The following is a 15,432-nucleotide window of genomic DNA, read 5'->3' on the forward strand; positions in this document are numbered from 1 at the left end:
GATTCAAATGTTGTTACTCTAACCCCTTCTCTTCTTCGTTGTGACGTCAACCCAAACGGCAAGAATTAAAATCAAGCCTTTAACGATATATTGCCAGAAGGCTTCAACGTTCATCATACTCATGCCGTTATCCAGACTAGCCATAATCAATGCTCCAATGACTGCCCCGATAATCGTACCAGTACCACCCATTAAGCTCGTCCCGCCTATGACGGCTGCAGCAATTGCATCAAGTTCTAACATTTGTCCCGCTGAAGAAGTGGCTGCATTCAAACGAGCAGTTAAAACAACCCCGGCCACTGAAGCCATAAAGCCGCTAAGAATAAAGACGGCCATCACACGCCGACGAATATTAATACCGGAAAGACGCGCCGCTTCAGGGTTTCCGCCAATGGCATAAATTTGGCGGCCAAAGGAAGTGTTTTTTGCAATAAACGTGAAAATGAGACCTAGTACTAGTACCAGCATGATCGGCATCGGGATGCCGGCATAGGCGTTCATCGTACCCACAAATAAGATAATGAGCATGCTGATCCCAGCCACTTTTAACAATTCAATCGAATAAGGAGCAACCTCAAAGCCATATTTTATACGTGAACGTCTTTTGTTCAATGTAAAGAGGATAACGGCAACAATTGCCATAGCAGCTAATATCCACCCGAGACTGACCGATAGATATGATTGACCGATGGTTCTAAAACCTTCTGACAATGGTGCAATCGTATTACCCTTGGTGATGCCAAGCAAAATACCCCGAAAGATGAGCATCCCACCTAACGTTACAATAAAAGAAGGTACTGACATGTATGCAACCCAAAACCCTTGCCATATCCCGATAAGTATCCCGAGCCCAATCGCAACAGCTATGCTAAGAAACGGATCAAGGCCGACCCATACGTTTAATACAGCTGCCACACCGCCCGTTAATCCGGCAACCGAACCGACAGATAAATCAATCTGCCCAGATACGATGACCAAAACAACACCGATCGCTAAGATCGCGGTCACAGACATTTGTCTGAATAAATTAGATAGGTTTCGTTCAGATAAAAAAGCTCCATCTGTTAATATTGCAAAAAATAACCATATAGCAACGAGGGCAAAAATCATTGCGTAAGCTCTAATATCCATTTTCATAAAAAACGAAAGTTTGCTGCCGGTCTCTTTATTAACATTGTTTTGTTTAAGCGGCAAGTTCATTTCATTCCCCTCCCGTTGCTGCCTTCATAATTTTTTCTTGCGTGGCCTCATGCTTGGATAATTCTTTAACGATTCTGCCTTCGTTCATCACGAGGATTCGATCACTCATTCCCAATATTTCCGGTAGCTCAGACGAAATCATGATCACAGCGACTCCCTCGTCAACAAGCCGATGCATAATGTTATATATTTCATATTTGGCCCCGATATCGATGCCTCGCGTCGGTTCATCCAGAATGAGCACTTTCGGCCTTGTCATCAACCACTTGCCAAATACTACTTTTTGTTGATTTCCTCCACTTAAGTTGCGCACCTTCGTCTCCAAAGATGGTATCTTGATGCGAAGAGCATCTTTGTAATGTTCACTCGATTTAATTTCCTCATTAAAATTCAACATGAACCAATTTGTAATATTTTTCAAGCTGGATAGCATTATATTTTGTTTAACATCCATATCTAACACTAATCCATAACGCTTTCTATCTTCTGATACGAGTGCCAATCCTTTATTTATCGCATCGTATGGATTTTTGATTTTGACTTCTTTCCCGTCAATTTTAACTTTGCCTTCCCACTTTCCGTGATATCCCCCAAATAAAGCCATCGCCACTTCGGTCCGACCGGCACCCATCAAACCTGAAATACCTAATATTTCACCTTTCCTAGCTTGAAAAGACACGCCTTTGACTACTTCGGTTCCATCCGGCTGGAAAACTCTTAAATTTTCCACTTCTAATACGGTTTCGCCCGGTTCATGTTTTACAGAAGGAAACCGCTCCGTTAATTCACGTCCGACCATCTGAGCAATGACAGTGTCCTCATCTGTTTCCGATATAGGAGTTGTCGAAATTGATTTGCCGTCCCTTAATACAGTAACGGTATCACAGATTTGAAACACTTCATTCAATTTATGTGAAATATAAATACAAGTAACACCTTCTTTGCGCAAATTGTTCAAAATGTCCATCAGTATTTCAACTTCACCTTCAGTTAAAGCTGCCGTGGGTTCATCGAGTATGAGGATTTTAGCTTTTTTGGACAACGCTTTCGCTATCTCTACCAATTGCTGTTGTCCTATACCTAAGTCATCCACTTTCGTCATCGGATTGATTTTTAAACCGACGCGGGCCAACCACTTTTTGGTTTCGGAATAAAGTTCATCCCAATTGATAAGCCCATACTTCCCAGGTTCAACACCCAGAAATATATTCTCACCAACGGTCATCTGTTTGACTAAGGCTAATTCCTGATAGATGATTGCAATTCCCGCCTCTTCTGCTTCACGAATGTTTTTAAACTTCTGTTCTATACCATCTATTAATATTTGACCCTTATAGATACCTTCAGGGTATAAACCACTTAACACTTTCATTAGTGTAGATTTTCCAGCTCCGTTTTCTCCACATAAAGCATGAATCTCCCCTTTTTTCACTTTAAAGCTGACATTATCCAACGCTTTAACGCCGGGAAACTCTTTCGTAATATTGCGCATCTCTAGTACGTATTCAGCCATAGCATCCTCCCCACCCAGCCACAAGATACTCAAGTCAGAGGATCACAAGAGGGATCCTCTTGTAATCCTCCATTTTTCAGTTAGTCTGTAGGCCATTGCTCTCTCGGAACGTTACGATATACATCTTCTAAACTGTGAAAACCAGATTTAACGATAACTTCATATACGTTATCAGCATCAACAACTATAGGTTCCAACAAAATGGAAGGGACATCAATTTTTCCGTTATTTATTGTCGTATCATATTCAAGCTCTTCACCTTTAGCTAAAGCGATAGCGACCTCAGCTGCATGATGAGCCAATAGATTCAGAGGCTTGTAGACCGTCATCGATTGTGTTCCTTCAACAATACGTTGAACAGCAGATAATTCGGCATCTTGACCGGAAATCGGCACTTTACCGGCTAACCCTTGAGCCTCCAAGGCTTGGATTGCACCTCCGGCTGTTCCGTCATTGGAAGCAATAACTGCATCGACATTGTTGTTGTTAGCTGTCAAAGCATTTTCCATAATGTTTAATGCGTTTTCTGGTTGCCAGTTATCAGCCCACTCATCATGAACAATCTTGATAGCCCCACTGTCAATAAAAGGTTGCAATACGTCCATTTGCCCATCTCTGAATAAATGTGCATTATTATCTGTTGGTGCTCCGCCGATAAGGACATAGTTTCCTTCAGGAACTAAATTCGTAATGTATTCGGCTTGCATTTGTCCAACTCTAAAGTTGTCAAACGACATGTATACCGTAACATCGGAGTTGTTAATCATACGGTCATATGCAATAACCGGAACTCCGGCTTCATTAGCGGAATCAACGATCGCTGCAGCTGTATCTGCATTAATTGGAACAACGACTAATACGTCCACACCTTGTGTTAATAAATTTTCTGCTTGCGAAATTTGTGTGGCTTCATCAAGGTTGGCCGACTGAACAAGCACTTCGGCTCCTAACTCTTCTGCACGCTCTACGAAGCTGTCACGATCACGTTGCCATCTTTCTTCTTGCAATGTTGCTAAAGATAAACCAATCTTAATGGTATCGCTGTCAGCTGAACTTCCTTCAGACGAACCAGTAGGCTCTGAACCAGCAGGCTCTTCTGTCGTACACCCGACGAGTGCAACTAACAACAAACCAGCTACAACCATAAACAACAGCAACCGTTTCAACACATTCTCCCCCTTTTAAATATTTAGATTATTTAGATTAAAAGCATACACACACAGCATCTGGTTAGCACACTTTTGGTAGGCATCGCCCCCTTCAGCGTTTGATGAGCTTTATAATCATTCAGATCAATCAAGATAAACACCGCTTTTATTTGAAGCGTTTTCAAATGATCTCAGCTGCTCGGTCCGTTTAGGGGGGCTGCTCAAACGGATATGTTTGTATAACAATGGCTTTGGCCATTTCAACTGGATAATGGTACTCAAACCCGTTAATCGTTATCAGAAGTTTGTTGGAGAAATGAACAAAGCTATTGCGGGCAGTGCGAGTCTAATGACGTTAACGGTTTTGTTTTTGCATTGAGTTGTACACCGCATCAATTACTTTCATGTTATTGAATGTATCCTCACCAGTGTAAGCCGGTTCTTGCCCGTGAAGTACACAATTTGAAAAATGTTCAACTTCATTGAAATATTGATCCGCTTCCAGTGTGTAAACTGTCTTCTCCTGCCCAACAGTTACCTCTACGACACCTATTCCACCATTTTCATCAGGGCGATAAGCTTGGGGCACTCTAATTATGCCTTTCGTGCCGATCACTTCATATTCATTCCGCTTGGCCATACGGAAACTACAATCAAATAAAGCATCGATCCCTCCAGCAAAGCGGAGCAGTCCGTAAGCCGTTGTGTCTACTCCTTGTTCAAACTCACCGTAGGCAAACACTTGTGTCGGTTCCGCATCTAAAATACACCGAATGGCATTAATACAATATCCTCCGATATCGTAGACAGCCCCACCGCCCAAGTCTGGATTTAGGCGAATATTTCCTTTCCCGTCTCCAATGTCAAAAGAGAAGCTGGCTTTCATCAGTTTCACGTCGCCGATCGTCCCTTCATTAATCAGGGAACGCACCTTTTCATGTTGGGGATGAAAACGATACATGTATGCTTCCATAAACTGAACACCGTACTTATGGCAGGCATCCAGCATTTTTTGTACTTGAGCAGCTGTTAATGCGGCAGGCTTTTCACACAACACGTGCTTTTCCCTTTCAGCTGCTTTAATTGTCCATTCATAGTGCATACTGTTCGGTAACGGTATGTAGACCGCATCAATATCTGGGTCATTCAACAAAGCTTCGTATGACGAATAATGACGAGGAATGCCTAACGATTCAGCTACCTCTTTTGCTTTTCCGCTGCTGCTTGCGATGGCATATACTTCCCCATTTTTTAACCGTTGTAGAGCCGGAATAACGGTAGTAACTGCAATGTTCGCCGTGCTTAATACGCCCCACTTCACTTTTTTCATTGCCATTCTCCTTTAATTATTTTTTATTCATCGAGTATTTCTCCGTCTCACTATATGAGCGTTGCTCTTACATACGTAATCGCACCCTTCAGTTATGATTAATCTCCCACTCTAACAACAGCCGGATCGGTAAACACATCGTATTCATCACGACTTGTACTAGAAAACTCAGATATGACCGCTCCTTCATCCCCGGCTTGAAACCAGTGCTTTGTATTTGGCGGTATGGTGTACTGCTCTCCAGGTTTTAACACAATTCCGTGCTTAGCCGTATACCACTGCTCTTTCCCAGCAGGCGGCTTACAGTAGATATCGGTTTCTTCTCCTTCTACAAATAAGTAAACCGTTCCCCAGCGGCAGCGAAACGTCTCTTGCTTCCCGTCCTTTCCAAAAACCGGGGGGTGTAAATGTTCCGGACACGTCTGACGGGGAAAAAGTACGAGCTCTTTGGCACAATAGCGGTCCGTATTGATATAAGTTAACAGCTGCAAACCTTCCACTTCCAAATGTCCAAGGCCCATATCGGTAATCTCAATTTTACTTTTTTCTTCTTCCGTCAGCACAATATTGGCCTTTTCCAGCATTTCTAAAGTCTTTTGCAAAGCTTGTTTGCGCTCCATCTTTTTCCCCCTCCTTGTTCTCAGTTAAATGTGAACACGTAGTTCTGTTGTCATGGATGTACACCTATCCTTTTCCTTTTTACAGATTCATTTGACTGTCACTTCTGTCATAAATTTTTTATTTGTAACAACCGTCTTTTCACCACTGATCTCAAATTGCCCTTCAACCCTGATATCTTCAGAGGAGCTGCCCACCATCACATCAATTTTGCCTGGTTCCACCACAAAATTCATATGTTCATCGTAAAATCCCAGCTGAGCAACAGCCAATGTGAACACGACCGTTTTCGTTTCACTTGGTTTAAGGGTAATCCGTTTAAACCCCTTCAGCTCTTTAACTGGTCTGGTGACATTTTCAGCCTGGACATGGACGTACAACTGAACCACTTCATCCCCTTCAAGTTGACCCGTATTGGTCACATCAACTTGGATGTGAACCGTCCCGTCCACACCAACTTTTTCAGGGGTGATTTGCAAATGGCTGTATTCAAAGGTGGTGTAACTTAATCCATACCCGAATGGGTAGAGGGGTTTTGTACTACACTCCACATAATCACTCAACCAGTGGGAACGTCCTCCTGAGGGCTTGTGGGCATAGTAGACAGGCACTTGACCAACCGTTCTGGGAAAGGTGATGGGCAACTTGCCACCTGGATTGACATCACCAAACAAGACATCCGCTACGGCCCTTGCTCCCTCTTCTCCCGGCAGCCATGCCTCCACTATAGCTGGAACATGTTCGTCAAGCCAATTGATTGAGAGCGGCCGTGCATTGACCAAAACAACCACTACCGGTGTTCCAGTAGCGTAAACCGCCTTGATGAGCTCCTCTTGTTTTCCTGTTAAGTTCAAGTCGGCCCTGTCTCTGGCTTCACCAGACGTGCAGTCAGGAACCAAACCGGATTTATCCCCAACAACAACAATGGCCACATCCGCTTTCTGAGCTGCCTCAACCGCCTCTCTAAACCCGTCTGTTGCCTCTCCTGTCACTTCGCAGCCTTTGGCATAGTAGACTTTGGTATGCGCAGACACTTTTGCTTTGATTCCATCCACAATGCTGATCATCGGCACAAACTGTTCCACCCCGGTGGGATCCAAATGGTCCGGTTTTGCCGTATCAAAGGCATCGTTCATCAGGGCTAACGATTCAATATGACAAGGGTAAGCATAATCACCGATCATATGGCGTGTGTTATGGGCATTGGGGCCGATGACAGCAATGGCGTTGATATCTTTGTTCAAAGGCAAAAGCTGATTTTCGTTTTTCAACAGCACGATTGATTTTTGTGCAATCTGGCAGGCCAGCTTGCGCTGCTCAGGAATATCAAACACTTCTTTTGTTTTGGCCGGTTCAACATAGGGCTGTTCAAACAGTCCTAATTGAAACTTATGTGCGAGTATCCGGGCCACCACACGGTCAATCATCGCTTCGGAAACAAGGCCTTCTTCCACAGCCATTTTTAAAGGTGAACCATAACAATCCGTGCTGGGCAGTTCAATATCCACTCCGGCTTCCAGCGCTTTTTGGGCCGCCAGCTTTTTATCCGGATAAAGCTTATGATATTCGTACAGCATGTTGATGGCAAAATAATCAGAGACGACCAAACCGTTAAAACCCCATTCGTCGCGCAAAATCTCTGTGAGTAACTTTTTCGAACTGTGGCAGGGCACGCCATCCAGCTCATGGTAGGCTGGCATGATAGAAGCAATACGCGCTTCTTTGACAGCGGCCTCAAATGGGTATAGATAAACTTCACGCAGCTCCCGCTCAGGAATGTGGGCAGGGGCCCAGTTCATCCCCCCCTCAGAAATGCCATAACCCACAAGATGTTTTCCGGTTGCCAGAATACCATTATGGGGCCCTTCCCCTTGCAAGCCTTGAATATAGGCTACACCCATCCGGGCCACCAAATAGGGGTCTTCACCAAATGTTTCTTCCGTCCTGCCCCATCTGGGATCCCGGGTGACATCCATCAGCGGGGCCAGGGCCTGATGGGCTCCAGCCGCCTTCATCTGTGTCTTAATCACTGCTCCCATAGCCTTAACCAGTTCCGGGTCCCATGTACTGGCCAGGCCAATGGCTTGCGGAAAACAAGTCGCGCCTTTAGCCATAAAACCGCTGCAAGACTCCTCATGGACAATGGCAGGAATGCCGAGACGGGTGTTTTCGATTAAATAGCGCTGAATCTCATTGGCTATTTGGGCGCAAGATTCGGGGTCAAGGTTGCTGGCCCCGGCAATCCGGGTGATCTGACCGATGCCGTGGCCCATTTTTGCAGCTGCTTTTTCTGCTGAAAAATGCGAATCATCTAACACCTCGTAAACCCAAATGCCACTGAGTTGGGCTATCTTTTCGTCCAAGGTCATGCGTGAAAGCAGATCTTCAACCCGTTTCTGAAGAGGCTGCTCCTTGTCCTGATACAATAATGTTGCCATGGATATTCTCCTTTCCTGAATTTCCTGTTCACCCCACACAGGGCTTATCTGAAAGGCAGCAAAGCCTGATTTAAGGCTCTGGTCTGGGCATAAACCTGCTGGTAAATCTTAAACAGCTCTTCGTATTTGTGCACGTTTTCAGGTATCGGGGTAAACTGCGCTTCATACTGAACAAACTGCTGGCTGCACTCATCTAGCGACGAAAACCAGCCACATCCAACTGCAGCCAACATGGCCGCCCCAAAAGCCGGCCCTTGGTCATGATTCAGCTTCACGACGGTGGCATCAAACACATCGGCCTGCATTTGGAGCCATACATCACTTTTGGCCCCGCCGCCTATGGAGACAACCGTATGAACCCTCTTCCCTGCCTGCCTGAATAACTGTATAGACTCCTGCAGAGAAAATGTAACCCCTTCCAACACCGCCCGGACAAAATCCTGCCGGGTATGGGAACCATCGATACCGATAAAGCTGGCCCGGATAACGGCATCAGCATGGGGCGTCCGTTCCCCTACTAAATACGGGGTAAACACCAATCCGCGTGAACCGGGGGGGACTTGCTCAACACCTCGTAACAGGGTGTCAAAGCTTTCCTGGTGGGCAAAGGTTTTCCTGAACCAGCTTAAACTGTATCCGGCAGCCAAGGTGACACCCATCGTGTAATAGGCATCAGGCTTAGCATGGTTGAAAAAGTGGATTTTCCCTCCAAAATCCCGATCCTGATCCTCATAACTCAAAATAACCCCGGAGGTGCCAATGCTGCACAGGGTGACCCCCGGTGTTAAGATGCCCGCACCAACCGCTCCGCAAGCATTGTCCGCACCGCCGGCAAAGACTTTGGTAGTGGTTTTAAGCCCTGTCTGCCCAGCTATTTCAGGTAACAGGGTTCCGACACACTGATGTGACTGAACCAAAGGAGGACAGAATGACCGGTCAAGACCAAAAGCCGCACAGACATCTTGGCTCCATTCCTGGCCAATAACATCCAGGAGCAGCGTACCCGCTGCATCGGAGAGTTCCATGTGAACCTCACCCGTTAAGCGAAACCGCAAATAGTCTTTAGGTAACAGGAAGAAACGGGCCTGCTCAAACAGGTGTGGTTCATGTTTCTTGACCCACAACAACTTTGGCAGTGTAAATCCCTCTAGGGCATCATTTTTCGTAATGTCAAGCAACCTAGGCCCCAGCTTGTTTCGAATCTCCTGACACTCTTCTGTCGTACGGGTATCATTCCAAAGTATTGCAGGGCGCAACACCTGGAAATGTTGGTCCAGCAATACAAGACCATGCATTTGTCCAGAAAAACTGAGGCCTTCTATCTCCTCCGGATCCACTTGGCTGTGCGTGGTCAATTCCTGTAAAACGGATATGGTTTGCTGCACCCATTGCTCTGGGTCCTGTTCGCTAAACCCGGGCCGGGGCTGAAGCAACGGGTAGGGTCTCGTGGCTTCAGCCACCACCCTTCCTGCTTGATTCACCAATAAGGCCTTCACAGAACTGGTCCCAAGATCAATACCGATGACATAAGGCATAGAAATCCTCCTAAATCCCGCCCAAAGTAAATTTGTGCTCCTCAATCGCGTCCTTATTACTTTTGTTCAAGCTTGGGCTGTGTTGTCATATCAATACCGGAATATATACTCATTAAGGAGTGCTTTAATCCTTTCCTGCTTGCCAGATTGGTTGCGGATGACAGGGTTCTGCAACGCATGTTGTTCTAAGGTATGAAAATTGGCCTTGCCGCTGACAATCTCCAGTCCGATCCCGCTTTTGAAGCTGCTGTAACGTTCCTCGATAAACCGGTCTAAAACCCTGTCTTCAATCAGCTTAGCAGCCACCTTTAATCCTCTGGCATAAGTATCCATACCGGCGATATGGGCATAAAATAAATCTTCCGGCTCAAAGGAACCCCTTCTCACTTTGGCGTCAAAGTTGATACCGCCTGTGGTAAATCCGCCGGCTTTCAAAATTTCATACATGGCCAAGGTAACCGAATATAAATCTGTTGGAAACTCATCGGTATCCCAGCCTAGCAACAAATCTCCCTGGTTGGCATCAATGGATCCCAACATGCCGTGAATGCTGGCTACCCTCAATTCATGTTCAAAGGTGTGTCCGGCCAATGTGGCGTGATTCGCTTCGATGTTCAATTTGAAATGCTCTTTTAATCCATAGCTTTGCAAAAAGGCAATGGTGGTGGCGGCGTCGAAATCGTACTGATGTTTCGTCGGTTCTTTCGGTTTGGGCTCGATCAACAGCTGGCCTTTAAAGCCAATTTCTTTAGTGTAATCAACGGCCATTTGCAAAAACCGGGCCAAATTGTCCAATTCCAGCTTCATATCCGTGTTTAACAGCGTTTCGTAACCTTCCCTCCCTCCCCAAAAGACATAATTTTCTGCCCCGAGTTCTACTGCAATTTCCAACCCTTTTTTGACTTGGGCCGCCGCATAGGCAAAGACATCTGCATGACATGATGTGGCGGCGCCATGGACATATCTGGGATGGGTAAACAGGTTGGCGGTATTCCATAACAGCTTCACCTTGCTGGTCTTCATGTACTCTTTAATCATGGCGACGATTTCATCTAAATTTTTGTATGTTTCCCTCAAATTGTCCCCTTCAGGGGCAATATCACGGTCATGAAAACAAAAATACGGAACGTTTAACTTTTCAAAAAATTCAAAGGCAGCTTCTACTCTGGCTTTGGCCAAATCCATGCCCGTATACTGGTCCCAAGGACGGATCATGTTCGGTTCGCCAAAAGGATCGGCACCGCTGCCCGTGAAGGTGTGCCAGTAGGCCACAGCAAATCTGAGATGCTCCTCCATTGTTTTCCCGGCAACCATTTCAGTGGGATTATAGTGCTTAAAAGCCAGAAGGTTGTTCGAATCACGCCCTTCATATGTAATAGGCTTAATGTGTTCGAAGTAAGCCATCCCGGATGCTCCTTTCATTTGTTTGTTTAACATACAAATTATCTTCTTCAATTTATAATATAGTTAATTATTAGATAAGAGTCAATCAAAATTTCAAAGATGTAAACCGCCAAGATTTCCAATCCCCAAAATCCTTTAATTGTGATTTTACCGTCAAATTGGTGTTGAATTTTAGAACTATTTCATATTATGATAGGTGGTGTATTAGTTTCGGTAGTAAACTTTCTAAGTGTATATTATTTTTGTTTGGAGTGGTACTTCATGATTCAAAAACCACAAACAGGAGACCAAGAATATGTCAGGCGCTTAAACCGTTCCATTGTTTTGAATCATATCAAAGAATACGGGCCGATCTCCAGAGCTGAAATTGCCAAAGATACCTCCTTGAATAAAGCAACCGTTTCTTCCCTTGTAGAACAACTGATTAATGAAAATTTGGTCAAAGAGATTGGGGCGGGCCATTCCTCCGGTGGAAGACGTCCTGTTTTGCTTCTCTTTAATGCTGAAGCCGGCTCTGTTATCGGTGTCGACCTGGGCGTCAATTATATCCTGGTTGTCTTAACAAATTTGAGTTCCCACATTAAATGGTCCAAAAAAGTCTTCCTGTCTCCTGCAGAGGATTTTCAATCCGTACTGGATAAACTGTACAAGCTTATTGGGGAAGCGATTGAACACGCCCCCCAAACGCCCCACGGCATACTGGGGATTGGGGTAGGCATACCGGCGATTACGGATCATCAACGCGGCATTGTCCTTTTTGCCCCTAATCTGCAGTGGAAAGATGTGAACTTAAAGGATCTGCTGGAACAGCGTTTTTCCCTTCCCGTTGTGATTGACAACGAGGCCAATATGGGTGCTTTAGGAGAAAAAATGTTTGGCAACGGTGCCGGTTACCAACACATTGCCTATATCAGCGTTGGCATCGGCATTGGCGTGGGCCTGGTCTTGGATAACCAAGTGTACCGGGGAGCCAATGGGTTTGCCGGTGAAATGGGGCACATGATCATAGAGAAAAATGGGTTAAAATGTTCATGTGGTAACCGTGGCTGTTGGGAAATGTATGCATCTGAAAAATCGCTGTATATGCGCATGGAAGAGATCCAATTTCCGTTATCTTCCACAGATCCTCTGCAAAGCATTTTACAAGCAGCTGAAACCGGCCATCACCAAGTGATTGCCAGTTTACACGACATTGGTGAGTATCTTGGCATTGGCATCTCCAATATTATTAATGCCTTTAATCCTGATTGCGTCATTATTGGCAATACACTGTCCCAAGCCGACCGCTGGATCATTGCCCCTATTGAAAAAGTGATTAACAGCAGAACACTGCCCTTTTCCAGACAACACGTCCAGGTTAAACTGTCCAACCTGGGTGACAAAGCATGTGTGATCGGTGCAGTGTCCAGTATCTTAACCCAACACTTTTCCTTCAATGGCACCCAAATGGCCGTCCCTAACCCCTGAAAGGAAAACATGTTGACCAATGGAAAATATATAAGCCTCAGCAAAATAAACGGCCAGCCATTATGTAAAGTTTTCCACAGCTGCTTTAGCAGCACTATAGGCAGGCACTTTGGTCATGGGAGAGGGGGCACTCATGGAGGATATATTGAATAATGACAGCCCCTTTTCTCCCGATCATCCTTTTGGCAAAGATTTGGGTGGGGAGAACGGTGCCCAGCAGATTGAGGTCAAACACCTGGCCAAACCCTTCGATGTCCAGACCGGCCTGCTCCACACTTTGCCGGTCCAGCACGTGGCCATTGCCCCGCAAAGCACACCGCTACCGCCTGTCACCACAGCTACTTTTCCTCGCAGATTCTCAATGATTGGCAGCATCTCTCTCCCTCACTTCCGCATTTTTTCTCGTTCCAAAGTATCCCAAATACCCCACAAATACATAATCCCAAGCGCCCTGTCATATAAGCCGTATCCGGGGCGGCATTGTTCATCCCAAATATGCCGGCCATGGTCCGGCCGGACGTAACCTATATAGCCAATATCGTGATAAGCTTTGACGATGCCATAAATATCTAAAGATCCGAGTTGGACAACTGGTATCACGATGATGGCAACTGGACAAAGTCAACAAAATTCCGGCAGAGCAACTTGTCGATGTCACGCCTGATATCGGCAGCGGTCTGCTGCCATCCCCGCTCAAGCAAGGCCTGATAGTTTTTTACCAACATGCCTCTCAACACTTGCTTGCTGTGCGCCCATTTATACAGCAACTGCTCAAAAATGCGGCAATCTGAGTGCTGAAAGATAAACCGGTTGCCTAATTGGTCAAACCTCATCTGTGAAATTTCCTCGATTAGCTGAGGGGTGTTTAAAAACCACCAGCAGCCAAACACCATCATGTTTCTAAATTTTTGAGCCAGCGTCACTAACTCGTACTGATTTTCTCTGGATAACATGGTGACTAGGAATTTTTGCTGCGGATAGTTCCGGCACAAATGTTCTAAAGAAGTTAACTCTGCGTGTCCGGCCATATCACCAGCCAGCTGCAAGTCTGGATTAACCCGTCTTTTGGTGCCGATCATCAGGGCCAGCGGTAAACGGTATTCAGCACAAACCGGTAATAAACAATGATCTAGCAATGCTGTGCTGACACTGTCCTGCGGATAGTTAAAATAATAGGGCAATGACACCGCCACGTAGACGGGATTCATGACGGCAATCCAATCCCTGATAAAACGTTGCACTTGTTCCACGGTTTGCGTGGTTAGCTTTTCCATGACGTCATAGCCCATGCTTTGCAGCAGCGGGTAAGTGTCGGACCAGTGATTGAGCAAGGGATCTAACCGCAAGGCAGGCAAAAAGCGTTGATCCGGATGCTGCTTTTTCCACAACTTCCTTTCCACAGGATCAAAGGGATCATTGGTCATCACAATTCGGTCTATATTGGCCATGTCCATAATCCGGTCAATGTATTTGTGAACATCGCGTTGCTGGTTAAACCAGCGGCGAATCTGATTCAAATCTTTGCTGACTGGCACGTCCAACATCTGCAAAATGGTTAACAGGCCTTGCCCCGCTTCACTGACCGGGCTGTTGTGGACAAACAATGTTTCCCACACATATTCGGCCCGTTCCTTTTCAGACAAGCGCCAAAAGGTTTCATAAGGCAGATCAGACCACAGAAAGGTTTCCGAAACCAAATAATGATAATTTAATAATTGATCAATGCCTGTTAAACATAACGATTCAAACGAAGGTGGAAACAAATGTGTATGCATGTCAATGATTTTCGTTTGATTTAAGGCATGATCCACAATCTTTTCTATCTCGTTGGGCTGGGTAATGGGTTGTTCAGTTTGCATGAAAACCACCTTTCTTTCGTTTTTAATGGCTGTGTTATTGTCCAAGCCTTCTCTGGGTTAATGAGGAAAGCCATAAACTGATAAAGGCGAAAAGTAAAAGAGGGAACATTAACGTTAAGGCGAGCGCATCCAGCATAGGTGGTGGTTGATTACCAGCACTGCTTAATACGCTAAAGACCATAACCGGCAATGTCTGTGTTTTAGGTCCTGAAATCAACAGAATGATGATAAACGTACTGAACATGCGAATAAATATATTAATCGCCGCTGCGGTTATCCCTGGAATAAGTTGAGGAAAGACGATACGTGTAAACATACGCCATTTGTTCGCCCCTAAGGATTGGGCTGCCCACTCCAGGCGTGGATCTAACGATTCAATAAACGGAATCAGAATGAACACGGAGAATGGAATACCAATAATGAGATTGACAATAATCAGACCAGGGATGGTTTCCGCTAACCCTATTGAATAAAAAATAGAGGCGATCGGAATAGCATAAACGAGTTCTGGAAGCGTAAACGGCAATTGATAAAAACCAATCAAGGCATCTTTAAATGGAAATTGTTTGCGAGCCAGCACATAAGCGCTGGGAATACTCAAAATTAATGAAATAATTGTGGCTACTCCTACAATTTTCAGTGTGATCTTATAATAAGAACCGATATCATAAGCAACCCATGCCCGTTTCATCCATTCGAACGTATACCCCTCGGGCAAAAATGTCCCAAACCATTCCGTGCCAAAAGCACTGAAAAAAACGGATAATGTCATGCCTAAAATGATCATGATAAAACTAATGATTAATAGCCAAAAGGGCAGAGCTTTTAAATAATTGAATAACCTTTTTCTATATTTATGTTTATGACTTTGTAAAACACTCTCCACCTCGTTGGATATTGAAGTTTGCATATAATAGTCC

General features: G+C 45.1%; 11 protein-coding genes and 2 pseudogenes. 1 reads left to right on the forward strand and 12 read right to left on the reverse strand.

Going from position 1 to position 15,432, the window contains the following annotated elements; genetic code table 11:
• Window positions 1–18: 18 nt before the first annotated feature.
• The 8 genes from J2S00_RS06785 to xylA form a co-directional block, all read right to left on the reverse strand.
• Window positions 19–1,200, reverse strand: a complete 1,182-nt coding sequence (locus J2S00_RS06785; RefSeq protein WP_307337198.1) for a sugar ABC transporter permease — start codon at window positions 1,198–1,200, stop codon at window positions 19–21.
• A gap of 1 nt (window position 1,201) precedes the next feature.
• Window positions 1,202–2,713: a xylose ABC transporter ATP-binding protein gene (locus tag J2S00_RS06790; protein ID WP_307337200.1), complete on the reverse strand. Its 1,512-nt coding sequence runs from the start codon at window positions 2,711–2,713 to the stop codon at window positions 1,202–1,204.
• Between the two features lie 80 nt (window positions 2,714–2,793).
• Window positions 2,794–3,858 (reverse strand): D-xylose ABC transporter substrate-binding protein, encoded by a 1,065-nt coding sequence (gene xylF, locus J2S00_RS06795; protein ID WP_307337648.1) that lies wholly within the window; start codon window positions 3,856–3,858, stop codon window positions 2,794–2,796.
• 358 nt (window positions 3,859–4,216) lie between these two features.
• Window positions 4,217–5,191 carry a Gfo/Idh/MocA family protein gene (locus tag J2S00_RS06800; RefSeq protein WP_307337202.1) on the reverse strand — a complete coding sequence of 325 codons (975 nt, stop codon included), beginning with the start codon at window positions 5,189–5,191 and terminating at the stop codon, window positions 4,217–4,219.
• A gap of 98 nt (window positions 5,192–5,289) precedes the next feature.
• Window positions 5,290–5,811 (reverse strand): D-lyxose/D-mannose family sugar isomerase, encoded by a 522-nt coding sequence (locus tag J2S00_RS06805; RefSeq protein WP_307337205.1) that lies wholly within the window; start codon window positions 5,809–5,811, stop codon window positions 5,290–5,292.
• Between the two features lie 87 nt (window positions 5,812–5,898).
• Window positions 5,899–8,247, reverse strand: coding sequence for a glycoside hydrolase family 3 N-terminal domain-containing protein (locus J2S00_RS06810; protein WP_307337207.1), 2,349 nt, complete (start codon window positions 8,245–8,247; stop codon window positions 5,899–5,901).
• A gap of 44 nt (window positions 8,248–8,291) precedes the next feature.
• Window positions 8,292–9,782, reverse strand: coding sequence for a xylulokinase (gene xylB, locus J2S00_RS06815; protein WP_307337210.1), 1,491 nt, complete (start codon window positions 9,780–9,782; stop codon window positions 8,292–8,294).
• A 90-nt stretch (window positions 9,783–9,872) separates the two neighbouring features.
• Window positions 9,873–11,186, reverse strand: coding sequence for a xylose isomerase (gene xylA, locus J2S00_RS06820; protein ID WP_307337212.1), 1,314 nt, complete (start codon window positions 11,184–11,186; stop codon window positions 9,873–9,875).
• Between the two features lie 261 nt (window positions 11,187–11,447).
• Here xylA and J2S00_RS06825 point away from each other — a divergent pair, with 261 nt between their 5' ends.
• Entirely contained in the window at window positions 11,448–12,653 is a 1,206-nt protein-coding gene (locus J2S00_RS06825; protein ID WP_307337215.1) for an ROK family transcriptional regulator, read from the forward strand.
• Between the two features lie 63 nt (window positions 12,654–12,716).
• Here J2S00_RS06825 and J2S00_RS06830 read toward each other — a convergent pair.
• The 4 genes and pseudogenes from J2S00_RS06830 to J2S00_RS06845 form a co-directional block, all read right to left on the reverse strand.
• A pseudogene (locus tag J2S00_RS06830) lies at window positions 12,717–13,028 on the reverse strand (SDR family NAD(P)-dependent oxidoreductase); the annotation flags it as partial.
• A 9-nt stretch (window positions 13,029–13,037) separates the two neighbouring features.
• A pseudogene (locus tag J2S00_RS06835) lies at window positions 13,038–13,232 on the reverse strand (mannonate dehydratase); the annotation flags it as partial.
• Window positions 13,233–13,249: 17 nt separating this feature from the next.
• Window positions 13,250–14,512: a glucuronate isomerase gene (locus tag J2S00_RS06840; protein WP_307337217.1), complete on the reverse strand. Its 1,263-nt coding sequence runs from the start codon at window positions 14,510–14,512 to the stop codon at window positions 13,250–13,252.
• 34 nt (window positions 14,513–14,546) lie between these two features.
• Complete coding sequence (locus J2S00_RS06845) at window positions 14,547–15,422, reverse strand: ABC transporter permease (RefSeq protein WP_307337220.1); 876 nt, start codon at window positions 15,420–15,422, stop codon at window positions 14,547–14,549.
• Window positions 15,423–15,432: the final 10 nt, after the last annotated feature.

Source organism: Caldalkalibacillus uzonensis (assembly GCF_030814135.1).
Taxonomy (GTDB): domain Bacteria; phylum Bacillota; class Bacilli; order Caldalkalibacillales; family Caldalkalibacillaceae; genus Caldalkalibacillus; species Caldalkalibacillus uzonensis.